The following is a 16,734-nucleotide window of genomic DNA, read 5'->3' as shown; positions in this document are numbered from 1 at the left end:
CCCGGCTGCCGGGCCCGCCCCGCCCGCGTCCGGGCCCGCCGTCACAGCGGGCCCGGGTGCGGCTGGTCCAGCGGCATCGGCACCTGGAGGAAGGTGGCCCCACGCAGATCCAGCCAGGCCCGGTCGGGCGAGCGGACCAGCCGCAACATCACCTCGGCGCAGTTCGGGCAGCGGGCCACCAGCCCGGGCGCGTGCGAGTAGACGTGCAGGCCGGCCAGCGGGCCGAGCGTGCCGCAGTGCGCGCACCGCCCGCTGGCGGCGCTCAGGTCGACGGCGAACAGCTCCCGCAACGGGCCGTCGAGCATGTTGCCGTCCAGGTACGACAGCTCGGTCATCGGACACTCCTCCTCGACGCTCAGCCGGTCGGGCCGAACCGCTCGGTCTTCACCCGCCGGCTCTCGTGGCCGAGCCCGACGAGCAGGTCCGCCACGGTCTCCACGAAGCCGGTCGGGCCGCAGACGTAGCAGAGCGGCTCCAGCTCGGGCGGCCAGCCGTGGCTGCTGACGTCGGCCAGGCCGATCCGGTGCGGCTCCCCCCGCCAGCCCTCCGGCGCCTGGCGGGTGTACACGTACGTCACGTCCAGGCCCCGGTCGTCGCGGACGCGGGCGCGCAGCTCGTCGGCGTAGAACACGTCGGCGGGGGTGCGCACCGAGTAGAGCAGCCGGAACGGCGCACGACTGTCGGCGGCGCGGCGCGCCCGCACCATCGCCATCAGCGGCACCACGCCCGAGCCGCCGGCCACCAGCAGCACCGGCGCGGCCTCCTCCGGCCGCCAGACGAACCAGCCGCCGACCGGGCCGCGCACCTCCACCGGGTCGCCCTGGGCGTACACGTCGACGAGGTACGGCGACACCTCGCCGTCGGGCATTCGCTGCACGGTCAGGGCGATCCGGTCCCCGTCGGCCGGTCCGGCCAGCGAGTACGACCGCGCCGCCTGGTACCCGTCGGGGGCGGTCAGCCGCACGTCGACGTGCTGCCCGGGCAGGTGCCCCGGCCAGCCGGGCACCTCCAGCACCAGCGTGTGCGCGGTCGGCGTCTCCAACCGGCGCTCGGCGAGCCGGGCCACCCACCACCGCAGCGGGGCGGTCAATCGCCCTGGTACCGCTGCTCACGCCACGGGTCACCGTAGTCGTGGTAGCCGGCGGTCTCCCAGAATCCGGGCTGGTCCTCCGTGGTGAGCCGGATGCCGCGCACCCACTTGGCGGACTTCCAGAAGTACAGGTGCGGCACGAGCAGCCGGGCCGGGCCGCCGTGCTCGGCCGGCAGGGGGCCGCCGTCGTACGAGTGCGCCACCCAGGCCCGCCCGCCGCGCAGGTCGGCCAGCGGCAGGTTCGTGGTGTAGCCGCCGTACGAGTGGGCCTGCGCGTAGTGCGCGCCGGTGTCGATGCCCTCCAGCAGCGTGTCCAGGGAGACGCCCTGCCAGTCGGTGTCGCGCTTCGACCAGCGGGTGACGCAGTGGATGTCCACCGTCGGGGTCTCCTGGGGCAGCGCCATCAGCTCGTCCCAGGTCCAGCGGAACTCCGCGCCGGACTCGGTGGAGATGAGGAACTCCCAGGTCTCCAGCGGCACCTTGGGCGTCGGGCCGGCGGAGAGGACCGGGAAGTCCTCCGTCAGGTACTGCCCCGGCGGCAGGGCCGGCTCCGCGGAGCGGGGCCGGCCCTGGAAGCCCGGTGACACGATTCCCACCCGTCAGTCGTACCACCCGGGGTGGGTCGGGCAGGCGCGGTCGGCCGGAACGGCACCGCGGCGGGTGACGCTCAGCGCCGCTCGACCACCACTTCCTTCCTGCCCGGCGCGGTGCCGCGGGTGGCCCGGAGGCTGGTGAGCGTGACGACCACCAGGACGCCGATGATGACGCCCAGCGAGGCGAGGGTGGGGATCTCCGGCACGCCCGCCCAGATGCCGTGCGCCCAGTGCAGGCCCAGCTTGACGCCGATGAACGCCAGGATGATCGCCAGACCGTAGCTGAGGTGGACCAGCCGGCTGAGCGCGGCGTGCAGCACGAAGTAGAGCGCGCGCAGCCCCAGCAGGGCGAACGCGTTGGTGGCGAAGACCAGGTACGGGTCCTCGGTGATGCCGTAGACGGCGGGCACCGAGTCGACGGCGAAGACCACGTCGGTGACGAGCAGGGCGACCACCACGAGGGCGAACGGGGTGAGCGTCCGCCGTCCGGCGAGGCGCACGGTCATCTTCGTGCCGTGGTACTCCTCGGTGACCGGCATGAACCTGCGCAGCAGCTGCACCGAGCGCATCTTGTTGATGTCGACTTCCTGCTCGTGCCCGGAGAGGGCGTCACGCAGCAGCTTCACGGCGGTGACGATCAGGATGACCGCGAAGAGCAGGAAGGCGAAGTCCAGGGTCTGCAGGGCTGCCGCGCCGAGGGCGATGAAGACCGCGCGCAGCACCAGCGCCCCGACGATGCCGTAGAGCAGTACCCGCTGGGCGAGCACCGCCGGCACCGCGAACGCGGCCAGCAGCAGCATGAAGACGAACAGGTTGTCGACCGAGAGCGACTTCTCCACCAGGTAACCGGTGAGGTACTCCACGCCCTGCTCGGAGCCGTAGCGGGACCAGACCCACGCGCCGAAGGCGAGCGGCAGGGCGATGTAGAACGCCGACCAGCCCAGCGCCTCCCGGATCGACACCTCGTGCGGCCGGCGGGTGACCAGGAAGTCCAGCGCCAGCAGGGCGAGCACGGCGGCGATGGTGACGCCCCACAGCGTGGGGGTGCCGATCGAGTGGATCTCGGCAACGGCAAGGTACGACAAATCGGACATGGAGCCTCCTCGAACACCGTGTCATGTTCGAGGTCTCCTTCACCCACCGTTCTGTGGGCAACCACCCGAGGCGCGCTCCGGGCACGCCGTACTGACCGGGATGGTTCGTGGGAAGTACTCCCCTCGTGGCGACAAGGTTATGGCAGGCTCGGCGGGCGCGGCAAACGGGGCACACGGGATCACCCGCCGGTCAGCGGGCGGCAACGGCGGCGAGCACGGCGTCCACGTCGAGGTCGGCCATGCACGCCGGGCCCACCGAGTCGAGCGGGCAACGCGCCTCCCACCAGCACGGCTGCTCCGTGATGGCGGTGGGGCGCCGGTGCGGGCACCCCGGCAACCCCTGGAGATCCGTGCCGCCCATCCCGTACCGCCGGGCGTCGGTGGGGCCGAACAACGCGACCGTCGTGGCGCCGGCGGCGGCGGCAAGCCGCACCGGCCCGGTGTCGGGCCCGGCCACCACCCCACCGCGCCGGCCCACCGCGGCGAACTGGCCGGCGAGGGTGGGCAGGTCGGACCGGGGCAACGGCACCCCGAGCGGCGCGTCGGGGTCGACGGGGCCGACCGTGAGCACCGGGTGACCGCGCCGGGCCAGCTTCCCGGCCAGGGCCCGCCAGTGCCGCCCGGGCCACCGCTTCACCGCCATCCCGACGTCGGTCACCAGCACCACGGGCGGCGCGAGCGGCTCCCCCACCAACCGGGCCACCGCCCGCTCCCCGGCGCGACGCGCGTCGTCGTCGACGTGCACCCGCGGGCGGGCGGACCGGTCGGCGGCGTCCAGCAGCCCCTCGGCGTGCAGGATCTCCAGGTAGCGCGCGCCCACCGGCTGGTGCGGTGGCGGGCCACGCCACAGGTTCGTCACCGCCCGCGCGGTGCCGGCCTCCAGCAGCTCCGCGATGCCGTCGTAGCGGGTGGTGCTGACCGCCAGGTCCGGCCGCGCCGCCGCGAGCGCCTCGACCACCGCCTCCCGTTCCGCGCCCGGCCGGCCGTGGCGGGGGGTGCGCACCTCGGTGACCGCCGGGTCGCCGCGCACCAGCTCCGCCCCCGGGTCGTGGGTGAGCACCCGCAGCCGCGCGCCCGGGTTGCGGCGGGCCAGGCCGTGCACCGCCGGCAGCAGCATCAGCAGGTCGCCGATCCCGCCGAGCAGGTCCACCACCAGGATGTCCGCGTACGCCTCAGGCACCGGCCCGCCCCAGCGTCCGCGCGTAGAGGTCGCGGTGCGCGGCGGCGACCCTCGGCCAGGAGTACGCGGCGGCGAAGGCCCGCCCCCGCTCGGCGAGCCGGCGGCGCAACACCGGATCGGCCAGCAGCCTGCCCACGGTGCGCGCGATCGCGGCGCTGTCCCGGCGCCGCCCGATCACCGCCACCGCCCCGCCCCGGCGCAGCTCGTCGTCGGCGGAGTCGGGCACCGTCACCGCCGTCGGCACGCCGTGCGCCAGCGCGGCGAGCAGGGCGCCGCTCTTCGTGCTCACCCCGGCGGTGAACGGCAGCACCGCCACGTCGGCGGCGTGCAGCGCGGCGGAGACCCGCTCGGCGGGCAGGTGCCCGGTGAACGTCACCGCCTCGGCCACCCCGCACCGGCGGGCCAGCCCGGTCAGCTCGGCGCGGAACGCCCGCGCCTCCTGCTCCGGCAACGCCTGCGAGGTGAACCCGCCGACCACCAGCAGCCGCAGTTCGGGGTGGTCGCGCCGCAGGTCGGGCAGCGCCTCGACCAGGTGCCGCAGCCCCTTCACGGGGTGCACGAAGCCGAAGAAGGCCAGCAGCGGGGCGCCCTCGGGCAGACCCAGCTCGGCCCGCAGGCACCGCCCGGCGGTGGCCGCGCCGACGTGGTCGGCGACGTTCGGGGCGATCGGGATGTGCGTCGGGGCGCGACCGGTGCGCGCGCGGACCACGTCCCCGTGGCCGGGGTTCGTGACGATGACCGCCGCGCTGGCCGGCACCAGCCGGCCCGACTCCCGGTCCCAGCAGCGGGCCCGCTCCGCCACCGACCAGAGCCGGCCCGGCAGCCAGCCGGGGCAGGCCCACCACCCGTACTCGTGCAGGGTGGTGACCAGCGGCACCCGCCGGGGCAGCCGCCACGGCAGCAGGCCGGGCTGACCGGAGAACCGGTAGGCCGACGGCGCGAACTGCACGTGCACCACGTCGGGGGCCAGCTCGCGGACCCGGCGCGCGGCCCGGACGGTGGCGGCCCGCCAACGGCCCCCGTCCCCGTCGGGACGCACCGGCACCGGGGTCACCTCGACGCCCACGTCGTCCAGCGCCTCGACCAGGTGTGCCACGTAGTCGCTGACGCCGTCGGCGTCGGGCCGGCCGGGACCGTGCAGCATGGCCACCCTGATCCGGTCGTCGACCACGCCACCTCCCGCCTCTCGCCCGGCGGGTTCCCGACCCCTTCCGGCGCAAACGCGCAGCGCCTATCGTTTGCCGATGACCGAGGACGTGCCGGCCGGCCCGCTGGCCGGCGTACGGGTGATCGAGCTGGCCGGCATCGGGCCCGGCCCGTTCGCCGCGATGATGCTGGCCGATCTGGGCGCGGACGTGGTCCGGGTGGACCGGGCCACCGACGTGGACCCGGGCGCGTTCGGCAGCCCGCACCCGGACCTGCTCAACCGGGGGCGCCGCTCGATCGGGGTGGACCTGAAGTCCCCCGGCGGCCGGGAGGTGGTGCTGGCCCTGGCCGGCGGCGCCGACGCGCTGATCGAGGGCTTCCGGCCGGGGGTGACCGAGCGGCTCGGTGTCGGCCCGGCGGACTGCCTGGCGGTGAACCCGCGACTGGTCTACGGGCGGATGACCGGCTGGGGGCAGGACGGCCCGGCCGCCCCGTACGCCGGGCACGACATCGGCTACGTGGCGCTGACCGGGGCGCTGCACGGGATCGGGCGGCCCGGGGAGCGCCCGGTGCCGCCGATGAACCTGCTCGGCGACTTCGGCGGCGGCGGGATGATGCTCGCCCTGGGCCTGGTCTCGGCCCTGTACGCGGTGCGCGGCGGCGCGCGCGGCCAGGTGGTCGACGCGGCCATCGTGGACGGCGTGGCGGTGCTCAGCACCCAGATCCACGCGCTGCGCCGGCTGGGCATGTGGCAGGACCCGCGTGGGGTGAACCTGCTCGACGGCGGCGCCCCGTTCTACGACACGTACGAGTGCGCCGACGGCCGCTATCTGGCCGTCGGCGCGCTGGAGCCGCAGTTCTACGACGAGCTGGTCCGGCGCAGCGGGTTCCCGCTGCACCCGGACGAGGCGCTGGACCGCACCGACCCGGCGAACTGGCCGGCGCTGCGCCGGGCGTGGGCGCGTCTGTTCCGCACCCGTTCCCGGGACGAGTGGACGGCGCTGCTGGGCCAGTCGGACGCCTGCGTGGCGCCGGTGCTGGACTGGCGGGAGGCGCCCGAGCACCCGCACCTGGCCTCCCGGCGCACCTTCGTGGAGCAGGGCGGGGTCACCCAGCCGGCCCCGGCGCCCCGCTTCTCCGGCACGCCGACGGCGCTGCGCCGCCCGCCGCCGCAGCCCGGCGAGCACACCGACGAACTGCTGGCCGAAGCGGGCTTCGACCCGGGCAGCGTCGCCGCCCTGCGCGCCGCCGGCGCGGTCGCCTGACCGCCGCCGGTCGCGCCGGGTCGGTCGGGGATGGGTCGCACCCCGACGTCCGACCGCCGTGCCGGGTCGCGGGACGGACGGTCGGCGGGCAGGTCGGCCGGCCCGGTCAGGAGCGGCGCAGGGTGGCGCCGGGAGCCATCGCGGGTTCCACCAGCATCCGGTAGTCGCGCGGCAGTTGGGTGGCCACGTCGTCGAACTCGCCGCCGGTGATCGCCTCGCGGAGCGTGATGAAGACCGCGCGGGCGGCGTCCCTGGCCGCCGACTCGTCGATCCCGGCCCGCACCGCGATCCGCGCGACGAACTCGGCCGCACCGAACCGGTCCGCCGACTCCGTGCGCGGCCTCGGCTTCATCACCACCTGCAACGGCTTGGGCAGCTGCGCCGCCAGGTCCAGCACCTCCCCGCCGGTCAGCCGCTCGGCGAGGGTCTCCAGCGTCGCCCGGGTCAGCGCCACCGCCTGCTCGGAGGACATGTGGGTGCGCCGGGCGACCTGGTCGACGAAGGTGTCGTAGTTCATCCGTGGCTCCTTCCGCGCCTGCGTCGGCTGCGCGTACCCGGTGCCCCGTCCACAAAACGGCGGCGGATTTCCCCGCCGGACGGCGCGTGACGGGCCGCCGGGCGGGTAACCGCCGCCGGTCGTGACCGGATCGATGCCCGGAGGAGCCGACACCATGGCGAGTTACGCCGACGTGCTGCAGTACCTGTCGAGCCTGGACTACCCGGCCGGGAAGGACGACGTGGTACGCGAGGCCGAACGCGAGGGCGCCCCGCCGGACGTGTTGCAGGCCCTGCGGGCCCTGCCACCGGTCGACTACGCCAACGGCAACGAGGTGGCCCGCTCCGCACACATCGACGCCGCGCCCGAGGTCGGCCCGTCCCAGCGGGCGGCGCAGGCCCGGGAGCGGCACCAGCGGGTCTCGCAGCACCTGCGCGGCATCTGAGCCTTGCCCGCGCCTCGGCTGACCGGCGGCGGTGCCTGCGCAGGGCGGGACCGATGACGGATGACGGTGCGCGGCCGTACGGGCACACCCCGGCCGCCCTCCAGCTCACCGTGATGGGCGTGGTCGGGCTGCTGGCCGGCGGCCTCACCGCGCTGACGGCCTCGCTGGAGCTCGCCCCCCTGGTCGGCTGGGACGCCGCCGCGCTGAGCTGGCTGCTGCTGGTCTGGCACAAGGTGTGGCCGATGGACGCGGACCGGACGGCCCGGCTGGCGGTGTACGAGGACCCGAACCGGGCGGCCCGCGACTCCCTGCTGCTCGTCGCCTGCCTGACCAGCCTGCTGGCGGTCGGCGTCGTGGTGACCCGCGCCCACCAGGGGCCCGCCACGACCCTCTGGAACGTCTACAGCGGGCTGAGCGTGCTCAGCGTGCTGCTGTCCTGGCTGGTGGTGCACACCGTGTTCGCCGCCCGGTACGCGCGGATCTACTACACCGGGCCGGACGGCGGGGTGGACTTCAACCAGCCGGAGCCGCCGCGCTACTCCGACTTCGCCTACCTGGCGTTCACCGTGGGGGCGACCTTCCAGGTCTCCGACACCGCGCTCACCAGCAACGAGATGCGCCGGACGGTGCTGCGGCACTCGATGCTGTCGTACCTGTTCGGGGCGTTCGTCATCGCGGTGACGGTGAACCTGCTGGCCGGCCTGGCCAGGTGAGCGGGTAGCGGCCGGACAGGCGGGCGCCCCCGCCGCGAACCGCGACCGGGGCGCCACGCAGAACCTGACCGACGGTCGACGAGGCCCGAACCGGGCCGCGACCACCAGGCGGTTGATGTACGCCCGAACCGGGCGGGCATCACTGCCGAGATCATCATACGATGCGCCATCCCCCGTTTGGAGGAATACCGGCGAACTGTGGGCCACCGCACCCCGCGCGTCAGGGGGTCAGCTCCGCGTACCGCTGCTCCAGGTCGACCCGGGCCAGCGCCCCGACCAGCCAGGCGAGCCGCTCGGACTCGCCGCTGCCGGCCAACCCGGCGAGGTCGTCGGCCGAGCGTCCCAGCCCCAGCCGGCGCGCCGCGACCAGCGCCCTGCGGTCGGCCACCGGCGCCACCTCCCGCCACAGCGCCTGCGCCTCGCGCAGGAACAGGTCGGCCACGGCGGCGTCCACGCCAGGCAGCTCGGTGAGCAGCTCGCGCTCCCGGGCCGGGTCGTGGTGCGCCACCGCGCGCAGCCGGCGCAGGTCGCCCCGGTAGCGCTCGACGACGGCCCGGGCCAGGTCGCCCAGGGTGTCGGCGAGCGCGTCGACGTCGCCGCGCTGGCCGCTGTCGCGCAGCACGCGCACCCGGTCGGCATGCAGCGAGCGGGCCAGCCGGGCGGCGCTGTCCCAGCCCGCCTCGGGCAGCGCGTGCGCGGTGTCCAGGGCGCGCCGGAAGTCGCCGCGCCGGGCCAACAGCACGGCGAGGCAGAGCACCTGGAACAGGCTCGACGGGTTGTTCGTGACCCGGAAGCCGTACTGCTCCGCGAAGCCCCGCCCGCTGCCGGCGAGCCGGCGCACCAGTCGCTTCTTGTCCTCAATGCGGGAGATGGTCGGCATGCCGGCGACTACCCATGTCGGGCCCGGCCACGCCTGCCCGAGTCAGCCGAGGACGCCGCCACTGCGGTCGCGCGCCTTGAGCCGGGTGGTGGGCAGTGCCGGGGCGGGCAACGGCGGGGCCGGGTCGTCGGCGACGACGCCGAAGCGCCGCCCGGCCATCCAGTCCTCCCGGGCGGCGGCGACCTCCTCGTGCGAGCGGCCGACGAAGTTCCACCACATCACCAGCGGCTCCTCGAAGGGTGCCCCGCCGAGCAGCAGGAGGCGGCTGCCCACCTCGCCGGTCAGGGTGAGCCCGTCCCGGCCGGTGCCGAGGTAGAGCAGCGCTCCGGGGGCGAGCGACACACCGTCGACCTCGGCGGCGCCGGACATGGCCAGCAGCGCGTACTCGAAGTCGCGGCGCAGCGGCAGCGTGGCCGGCGCGGCCCCGCGCACCTCGAGCTGCGCGCCGAGCAGCGGGGTGTGCGTCACGGCCGGCGACCGCTCGCCCTCCAGCTCGCCGACCAGCAGCGTGACGTCCAGCTCGCCGTCGCGCCAGCGGGGCAGGTCGGCGTGGTGGGCGAAATCGGCCGCGCCGGCGCGGGCCGGGTCCGGCAGCGCCACCCAGAGCTGCACGCCGTGCATCAGCGGCGGATGCCGATCAGGCGACCGTTCGGAGTGCGCGATGCCGTGCCCGGAGGTCATCACGTTGAGCTGGCCGGGGCGGATAGGCTGCACGTTGCCGAGGCTGTCCCGGTGCAGGATCTCCCCGTCCAGCAGCCACGTCACCGTCTGGAGGCCGGTGTGTGGGTGCGGAGGCACCTCCATGCCGGGCCGCTCGGCCACGTCGTCCGGGCCGAAGTGGTCCACGAAGCACCAGGCCCCGACCATCCGCCGCTGGCGCTGCGGCAGCAGCCGCCGCACCGTCGTGTAGCGGCCCAGCGGCACGTCGTGGCCCGGCAGCAGGACGCTGCCGGGATCGGCCGTGGCCACGCCGGGCGGGCGGGTCTGCGCGGGCATTCTCTCGGTACGCTCCACCAGCCCGACTGTACGCCCGGCATCGTGCCGGCTCCGGACGACCACGACACCTTGGCCCCGACGCGGCCGTCCGTCGCCGCCGCCCGACCCCTGTCGAGCTGCCCTCACAGACGGGACACAACCGGACCCCACGGGTTCCGCTGCCTGGTCCCTGTCGAGCTGCCCTCACAGACGGGACACAACCGGACCCCACGGGTTCCGCTGCCTGGTCCCTGTCGAGCTGCCCTCACAGATGGGGCACAACGTGCCACCGCAGGCGACCGAACCTGGTGTCACGGGGGTGGTCTCACAGCTGGGGCAGCTCGACAGGACCCACGTCACCCGACCCACCCGGACCTGCCGACAGCGGGTCGACCCGGTCGCCACCCCGCAGCCGACACCACGCCAACCCCACGGCCAACACGAGGCCAACCCCACTGCGCGACCCCTCACCGACGCCTCGCCGACGCTTCGCGGACGCCGAACGGCAGCCGTACCGCACAACCGACATTCGGGCACGGACGGCGCGCGACCACCGACGGGGTGTGGCCCGCACCGCCACGCAACCCAACGCCCCACCACGACCAACAGCAACCAAAGAACCAGAGAACAAGCCGACGCCCGCCGGGAAACCTCCCGACGGGCGTCAGCCGTTTCGCGGTGCCCGGGCACTGCCCGGAAGGCGCTCACCGTCAGCGCGCGGCCCCCATGCCGAAGCGGTGGCGCTTGCGCCAGACCAGCGACAGCAGCAGAAGCACCGCGCCGGCGCCGACGAGGCCGCCGCCGAACTTCATCGGGGTGCTCAGGCTGTCACCCGTGACGGGCAGCGGCGCCGGGGAGTGCTTCTTCAGCACGGTCAGCGTCGCGGTCGCCACCTTCTCCGACGACTCACCGCGGGCGCGGAAGGTGTAGGTGCCGTGGTGGCGCGGCGTGTAGGTCGTGCGGAACTCGCCCTCGTCGTCGGCCGTGACCTCCCAGCTCCTCGGGTTCGGCTGCGGGGCCTGCTGGAACGAGACGGGCGCCATCGCGACCAGCTCGCCGTTGCTGCGCCGCGCCTGCTCGGTGCCCAGTACGGGGGCGGCGAGCGGCGCCGTGCTGGCGGTGATCACGACCGTCTCGCCCGGCGTCCAGCCGGTGCCGATCAGCGTGGCGGTCTGACCGACCACGACGGTCGTCGGGCTCACCGCAAGGGTTGCGGGGCCGGGCGCGTAGGGCGGTGGTTGGGTTTCGCTCGGCGCCGGCTGCGGCTGCGCCGCCCCCGCGGCGGACGGCGCGGCCACCACGGCCAGACCGACCGCGAGCGCCATGATGATGCGGGATAGCCGCATGATTGGTTCCCTCCTACTGGTCACAGCTTGGTGCGGAAACAACTTGGGTGGTCCATGGGGTGGCGGTGGGGGTCAGCCACAGTTCGGCCGTACCGACGCCGGTCTTCGCGGTGAGCACGGTGACCTCCAAGGTGCGGGAGCCTCCCGGGCCGACCTCGACGTTCGCCGTGGTCACCTGGCGGCGCCGTTCGGTGCCGCTGCCCACCGCCGTCTCGACGCCGTCGAGGTGGGTGGTGAGCACGGTCCCGCCGGCGGGGCTGTACACCGACACCAACGTGCGGGCGGTGTACGGGTCGCCGGCCAGGCCGAGGCCGAGGACCGACTTGCTGAGACCCGACTTGGGCGCCGACGAACGCAGGGTGACCCGGAGCCGGAGTTCCCGGCGGCCGTCGGTCCGGCAGTCGCCGACGGTGAGGGTCGCCGTCTGCCGGAGGTAGTAGCCGAGCTTCGCGCCGCTGCCGTCGTTGAGGAACACGCCGACCGTCGGCACGGCGTCCTTCTCCGGAAGCACCCCGGCCATTCGGCTGTCGCCGATCGTCCGTTGCTCTTCGGGTCGGGCACTCCAGAACAATATCCGGCGTTCGGTGACAGCACGGTCAAATGCGGACAATAACCCCTTCGGGTCGTATTTCTTCGTGACCAGCGCGTCGAACACGGCGGCGGCGGAGGCCGCGAAGAAGGCGTCCTGCTCCTCGTTGTCCATCCGCTGGTAGCTGTCGCCGAGCACCGTCTGGACGACCTTCTCCGCAGCCAGCGGGACCCCGCCGGGCACCATCACCGGGCCGGTGGCCTTCAGCAGGTACGACAGCACCACCGGGTCGACGGCGAGCACGCCGTCCACCGTGGTCCCCGTACGCCGGCGGAACATCTCCCGGTAGAGCGCGGCGGCGGTCGGGAAGTGCGGGGTGAGGTTGACGTCCGCCGGATAGATCCCCGGCAGGTCGGCCCAGAGGTGACGCACCTCCGCGGGCACCTTCAACGGCGGCTGGAACCGGCCCAGCGTGCTGCTGCTGCCCTGCCGCCCCATCCGGACCCGGCCGTCGTCGGCATGGATCACGGCGTACGCGCCGATCATGCCGCCGGTGGCGCGCAGTTCGGCCGGGTTCTGGGACACCACGAGATAGGTGCGCGGGCCGGCGGCGCCCAGCAGGGGCGGAAGCAGCCGGGTGGCCTGGTCCGCCGCGGCGGTGAGGCCCGCCAGGCGGTCGATCTCCCCGCGCAGGTCGGCGAGCGCCTGCCGGACCTGGCTCACCAGGCCGTCGGTGGGCACCCTGGCCAGGCTGCTCCGGGTGCCCTGCACGGCCGCGTTGACGGTCGCCAGTTCCGCCGAGACCGTCCGCAGCCGGGCCACGTCGAGCCGCCCACCCGCCGGCACCAGGCTGGCCAGGTCGGTGCGGAGCAGCAGCGGGAACGCCTGCCGGGCCAGGTCGTCGACGGCGACCGAGATCTGCCGCACGGCGGCCAGGTTGTCCCCGGCGTACGGGGTGTGCCGGCCGAGCCACCAGCCGGGGTCGCCGGTCGCCGACCTGGCCTTGCCCGCCTGCTCCTGGAGCGCGGCCAGGGTGCGCTGCGCGCGGGCCGTGTCACCGCCGACCACCTGGGCGCTGAGCTCCCGGGCCAGCCCGGCGGCGTTGAGCAGGTGGGCGCGGGCCTGCCAGCCCCGGAAGCCCACCCAGCCGCCCGTCACCAGGAGCAGCGAACCCACCACGAGGCAGGCGAGAAGTGCCCGGCGAAGTTGCCGACGCCGCCGGGGCCGGCCCCGCCGCCGGCGCGTTCTCTGGCTCTCCGTCACACCACACGTCCCTTCGCGGAAACGGACAGAAGACCCTATTCCTCCGCCTGTTCCTAGCAGGTAACGATCGTTTTCGCCGGTAGATGACGGTATTGGCCGGTACGCGAGGGTTGCTCGCGGTTCAGCGGCCGGTGGCGCGGCCGGCAGCCGCCTCGTACAGCAGGCGTTCGATCCGGTCCACGCCCGCCGGCATGGACATCTCCCGCAGGTACGCCTCCCGGCCGCGCCGGCCCATGTCCACCCGGGCGGGCGGCGGGATGGTGGCGGCCAGCCAGAACCGGTCGGCCAGGCTCGCCCAGTCCTCCGGCGGGCAGGACAGCCCGGCCCGGGCCCGCTCCACCAGTTCGGCGGTGTCGCCGCCGGCCGAGGCCACCACCGGCGCGGCGCAGGAGAACGCCGCCTGGAGCTTCGCCGGCAGGGTGCTGCGCAGCTCCGGGAGGTCGCGCAGCATGACGAGCTGATAGTCGGCGGCGGCGTACAGCTCCGGCATGTCCAGCGGAGACCGGCGTTCGACGAAGCGCACGTTGTCGGCGCGCAGTTCGGCGGCGAGCCCCCGCACCCGCCGCTCGTCCGCGCCCGAGCCCACCAGGACGAGGTCCATGGTGCGGTCCAGCGCCGCCGCCGCCCGTACCGCCGTCTCCAGGCCCTGCCGGGCGCCGATGGTCCCGGCGTGCATCACCACGCAGCGGTCGTCGCGGCGCACCAGCCGGCGCGCCGCCCCGCTGGGCCGCGCGGGCTGGAAGATCCGCTCGTCGGTCCAGTTGAGCACCACCTGCACCCGGGCCGGGTCGGCGCCGGCGGCCACGACCTTGTCCCGCAGCGACGGCGCGGAGACCGCGATCCGGTCGGCGGCACGGTAGGCCCGGGTCATCGCCGCGCCGATCCGCGCGGCCCACCGCCCGTTCCCGGCGCCGGTCGGCTCGTCCGCCGCCCAGACGTCCTGCACGTGAACGACGGTCGGCACCCGGCCCAGCAGCCGCAGCAGGCCCGCGGCGGCGAAGGCGGTCGCCGGCGGCAGGTGGACGTAGAGCGCGTCGACGTCGGCGAGGAACGGCCGACCGGTCAGCGTGGCGCTGCCGGCGAAGGAGAGGTAGCCGGCCATCCGCGTGCGCAGCGACCCGTCGCCGGCGCTGTAGCGCGGGACCCGGCGGACGGTCAGCCGCTCGCTGCGGGTCTCGTGACGCCACCGCTGTCGCCACCCCGGGTAGACGTGCCCCCCGGGATAGTCGGGGAAGCCGGTCAGCACCTTCACCTCGTGTCCCCGCACCGCGAGTTCCTCGGCGAGGCTGCCCGGGATGAACGCCGGCTCGGGCGGGAAGTGGTAGGACAGGATCCCGATCCTCATCGGCGCGCCTCCGTCCGGGTCGGGCGGTTCGGCGCGGCACGGCGTGGTGGACGCGTCGATCCCGCGTACGATGCCCGCATCCCCTCCGCGTCCGGCCGGCACCGACGGCCGGCGGCCGGCGCGGCGTTGCCCGCGCGAGCACCGACGAGAGGGGTCCAGATGGTCGACCGCGTGCTGTTCGTCTGCCACGCCAACCTGTGCCGGTCCCCGATGGCCGAGTACCTCGCCCGCCGCCTGCTGGCCGGGCAGCCGGTCGTGGTCTCCAGCGCGGGCACCGACGCCGTCGACGGCCTGCCGATGCACCCGTACGCGGCGGAGGTGGCGACGTGGGCCGGCGGTGACCCCACCGGCTTCCGCACCCGGCGGCTGCGCGGGGAGCACCTGGTCGGGGCGACGCTGGTCCTGGCGGCCACCCGACGCCAGCGCTCGGTCTGCACCGCGCTCGCGCCGGCGGCGCTGCACCGGACGTTCACCCTGCGCCAGTTCGCCCGGCTGGCCGAGGCCGCGGACGACGCGGATCCGGCGGACGACGCGATCGCGGACCCGACCGACGGGCCCGTGCGGGCCGCGGTCCGGGCGGCCGCCCGCGCCCGGGGGCGGCTGCAACCCGCCACCCCCGACGCGGACGACCTGGTGGACCCGATCGGCGGGACCGCCGCCGACTTCCGACGCTGCGCCGAGGAGATCGAACGGTCCCTGCGACCCCTCGCGGCGCTCATCGGGACAGCCGGGTGAGTTCCTGCGTGCGGTCGCTGACGCCGTCGATCCGCTCCGCGTGCCGGGCGGTCTTGGCCCGGTCGGCCGGCACGTCCGCGGGCCCGCCGGCCGCCACCACCCGGTAGGCCTCGTACTGGTAGGCCTCGGCCTTGGCCACCTTGGCCATGTTCAACACGCAGCCGAGCAGCCGGACGGAGACCGAGTTCAGGGAACGCGCGGCGGCGGCCACCTGCGTCCGCGAGGTGCGTCCCTGCTGGGAGACCAGGAGCGCGCCGTCGGCCTGCACGGCCACCACCACGCCGTCGGTGACCGCCAGCAGCGGGGCGGTGTCGATGATGACGATGTCGGCCGACTCCCGCAGGGCGAGCAGCAGGTCCGCCATCGCCTTCGAGCCGAGCAGCTCGCTGGGGTTGGGCGGCGCCGAGCCGCTCGGCAGCACCAGCAGGGACTTGTCGCCCCAGCGCTGCACCACGTCGCCGACCTGGACGTCGCCGACGAGCACGTCGGTGAGCCCGATGCCGGCGTCGAGCCCCAGGTAGTCGGCGACCTTCGGCCGGCGCAGGTCGGCGTCGACCAGCAGCACCCGCCAGCCGGCCTCGGCCAGGGCGATCGCCAGGTTGCAGGAGAGCGTGGTCTTGCCCTCGCCCTGCAGGGCGCTGGTGACCGCGATGACCCGGGCGGGCTCGTGCACGTCCACGAAGCGCAGGTTGGTGCGCAGCTTGCGGACCGCCTCGGCGCGGGCGGAGTTCGCCGCGTCGCCCACGATCAACGGCTCCGACTTCGCCGTGCTCTCGAACGGGATCTCACCGAGCAGCGGGCTGCCGGTGGTGCGCTGCAAAGCGGCGGCGTCGCGCAACCGGACGTCGGCCACCCCGCGCAGGATCGCCAGGCCCACGCCGGCGAGCAGCCCCAGCAGCGTCCCGATGACGACGTTGCGGACCGGCTGCGGCGAGACGGGGCTCGAACTGACCCGCGGCCCGCTGACCACCTCGATCTTGATGGGGCCTGCCTTGCCGTCCTGGGTCGTCTCCACCTTCTGCACCAGCTCCACGAACTTCGCGGAGAGCGCCTCAGTGACCTTCAGCGCCCGGTTCTGGTCCGTGTCGGTCACCGACGCGCGCAGCAGGACGGTGCCCGTCTCGGTGGACGTGCTGACCAGACCCTGGACCTCCTCGGCGGTGAGCCCGATCGCGTTCTCGGCCACCACGCTCTGCGCCAGCCGGTCGCTGGTCAGCAGCTCCGCGTACGACTTGACGCGCTGCTGGAGGAAGAGGCCGCCCTGGTAGGCGTCCGTGACGCCCTGGCTCGGCGTGGTGACGAAGAAGGTCACCGAGGCGACGTACCGGGGCTGGGCCCGGACGGTGACGAGGGCGGTGACGCCGAGCGCGACCATGACGGTGAGGAGCACGATCCACCAGTGCCGACGCACGAGGCGGAGTTGGCGGTACAGGTCCATCAGGCGCGCCTCCGTACCAGGCCGGTAACGCCAAAGAACTTCACGAAAACCCCCAAGGTCGACATAATCTCGTGAAACCATTAAAGCGACTCATACGACCTATGTCCTGAGTTATGCATTTTCACCCCTTGACATCTACGACCGACCCGCCAACCGACAAACGGGCGTGCGGCGTCCCGGGACGCGGGGAGAAACGAACGG

Annotated in this window: 17 protein-coding genes; 4 read left to right on the top strand and 13 right to left on the bottom strand. The window is 74.6% G+C overall.

Annotation, left to right across the window (positions count from 1 at the left end; genetic code table 11):
- Positions 1-41: 41 nt before the first annotated feature.
- The 6 genes from ACGFZ2_RS01315 to ACGFZ2_RS01290 all read right to left on the bottom strand — a co-directional run bounded on the left by ACGFZ2_RS01315 (position 42) and on the right by ACGFZ2_RS01290 (position 5,128).
- Positions 42-335 carry a DUF6510 family protein gene (locus tag ACGFZ2_RS01315; RefSeq protein WP_357463842.1) on the bottom strand — a complete coding sequence of 98 codons (294 nt, stop codon included), beginning with the start codon at positions 333-335 and terminating at the stop codon, positions 42-44.
- 20 nt (positions 336-355) lie between these two features.
- Complete coding sequence (locus tag ACGFZ2_RS01310; RefSeq protein ID WP_393448886.1) at positions 356-1,090, bottom strand: ferredoxin reductase; 735 nt, start codon at positions 1,088-1,090, stop codon at positions 356-358.
- Positions 1,087-1,677 carry a sulfite oxidase-like oxidoreductase gene (locus tag ACGFZ2_RS01305; RefSeq protein ID WP_393270992.1) on the bottom strand — a complete coding sequence of 197 codons (591 nt, stop codon included), beginning with the start codon at positions 1,675-1,677 and terminating at the stop codon, positions 1,087-1,089. Before ACGFZ2_RS01305 ends, ACGFZ2_RS01310 begins: the two co-directional genes overlap by 4 nt.
- 80 nt (positions 1,678-1,757) lie before the next feature.
- On the bottom strand, positions 1,758-2,777 hold the full coding sequence (locus ACGFZ2_RS01300; RefSeq protein WP_393448883.1) for a TerC/Alx family metal homeostasis membrane protein: 1,020 nt from the start codon (positions 2,775-2,777) through the stop codon (positions 1,758-1,760).
- 190 nt (positions 2,778-2,967) lie between these two features.
- Positions 2,968-3,957 carry a glycosyltransferase family 9 protein gene (locus ACGFZ2_RS01295; protein WP_393448880.1) on the bottom strand — a complete coding sequence of 330 codons (990 nt, stop codon included), beginning with the start codon at positions 3,955-3,957 and terminating at the stop codon, positions 2,968-2,970.
- Entirely contained in the window at positions 3,950-5,128 is a 1,179-nt protein-coding gene (locus ACGFZ2_RS01290; RefSeq protein ID WP_393448877.1) for a glycosyltransferase family 4 protein, read from the bottom strand. The genes ACGFZ2_RS01295 and ACGFZ2_RS01290 overlap by 8 nt, the downstream gene beginning before the upstream one ends.
- A gap of 73 nt (positions 5,129-5,201) precedes the next feature.
- On the opposite strand from ACGFZ2_RS01290, the gene ACGFZ2_RS01285 reads away from it, so the two are divergent.
- Positions 5,202-6,368: a CaiB/BaiF CoA transferase family protein gene (locus ACGFZ2_RS01285; protein WP_393448874.1), complete on the top strand. Its 1,167-nt coding sequence runs from the start codon at positions 5,202-5,204 to the stop codon at positions 6,366-6,368.
- Positions 6,369-6,474: 106 nt separating this feature from the next.
- Here ACGFZ2_RS01285 and ACGFZ2_RS01280 read toward each other — a convergent pair whose 3' ends face one another.
- Positions 6,475-6,885 (bottom strand): DUF2267 domain-containing protein, encoded by a 411-nt coding sequence (locus tag ACGFZ2_RS01280; RefSeq protein ID WP_357704191.1) that lies wholly within the window; start codon positions 6,883-6,885, stop codon positions 6,475-6,477.
- Between the two features lie 154 nt (positions 6,886-7,039).
- On the opposite strand from ACGFZ2_RS01280, the gene ACGFZ2_RS01275 reads away from it, so the two are divergent.
- Positions 7,040-7,309, top strand: a complete 270-nt coding sequence (locus ACGFZ2_RS01275) for a DUF2795 domain-containing protein (protein ID WP_357463863.1) — start codon at positions 7,040-7,042, stop codon at positions 7,307-7,309.
- A gap of 53 nt (positions 7,310-7,362) precedes the next feature.
- Positions 7,363-8,022, top strand: coding sequence for a DUF1345 domain-containing protein (locus tag ACGFZ2_RS01270; protein ID WP_393270982.1), 660 nt, complete (start codon positions 7,363-7,365; stop codon positions 8,020-8,022).
- A 220-nt stretch (positions 8,023-8,242) separates the two neighbouring features.
- Here ACGFZ2_RS01270 and ACGFZ2_RS01265 read toward each other — a convergent pair whose 3' ends face one another.
- The 5 genes from ACGFZ2_RS01265 to ACGFZ2_RS01245 form a co-directional block, all read right to left on the bottom strand.
- Complete coding sequence (locus ACGFZ2_RS01265; protein WP_357463869.1) at positions 8,243-8,902, bottom strand: hypothetical protein; 660 nt, start codon at positions 8,900-8,902, stop codon at positions 8,243-8,245.
- A 42-nt stretch (positions 8,903-8,944) separates the two neighbouring features.
- Complete coding sequence (locus ACGFZ2_RS01260; protein WP_350712187.1) at positions 8,945-9,916, bottom strand: pirin family protein; 972 nt, start codon at positions 9,914-9,916, stop codon at positions 8,945-8,947.
- Positions 9,917-10,587: 671 nt separating this feature from the next.
- The gene (locus ACGFZ2_RS01255; RefSeq protein ID WP_393266068.1) at positions 10,588-11,223 is read right to left on the bottom strand and encodes a hypothetical protein; all 636 of its coding nucleotides are present in this window, start codon (positions 11,221-11,223) and stop codon (positions 10,588-10,590) included.
- 13 nt (positions 11,224-11,236) lie between these two features.
- Positions 11,237-12,928 (bottom strand): DUF4012 domain-containing protein, encoded by a 1,692-nt coding sequence (locus tag ACGFZ2_RS01250; protein ID WP_393448870.1) that lies wholly within the window; start codon positions 12,926-12,928, stop codon positions 11,237-11,239.
- 208 nt (positions 12,929-13,136) lie between these two features.
- Positions 13,137-14,360, bottom strand: coding sequence for a glycosyltransferase family 4 protein (locus ACGFZ2_RS01245; RefSeq protein WP_393266074.1), 1,224 nt, complete (start codon positions 14,358-14,360; stop codon positions 13,137-13,139).
- A 159-nt stretch (positions 14,361-14,519) separates the two neighbouring features.
- Between ACGFZ2_RS01245 and ACGFZ2_RS01240 the strand changes: the two genes are divergently transcribed.
- The gene (locus tag ACGFZ2_RS01240; RefSeq protein WP_393448867.1) at positions 14,520-15,095 is read left to right on the top strand and encodes a low molecular weight phosphatase family protein; all 576 of its coding nucleotides are present in this window, start codon (positions 14,520-14,522) and stop codon (positions 15,093-15,095) included.
- Here the strand turns inward: ACGFZ2_RS01240 and ACGFZ2_RS01235 are convergent.
- On the bottom strand, positions 15,076-16,533 hold the full coding sequence (locus ACGFZ2_RS01235; protein ID WP_393448864.1) for a polysaccharide biosynthesis tyrosine autokinase: 1,458 nt from the start codon (positions 16,531-16,533) through the stop codon (positions 15,076-15,078). The two genes, ACGFZ2_RS01240 and ACGFZ2_RS01235, sit on opposite strands and share 20 nt — an antisense overlap.
- Between the last annotated feature and the right edge of the window lie 201 nt (positions 16,534-16,734).

It is taken from the genome of Micromonospora sp. NPDC048063 (assembly GCF_043202855.1).
GTDB lineage: Bacteria > Actinomycetota > Actinomycetes > Mycobacteriales > Micromonosporaceae > Micromonospora.
This window is presented reverse-complemented; position numbering and strand designations above follow the sequence as displayed.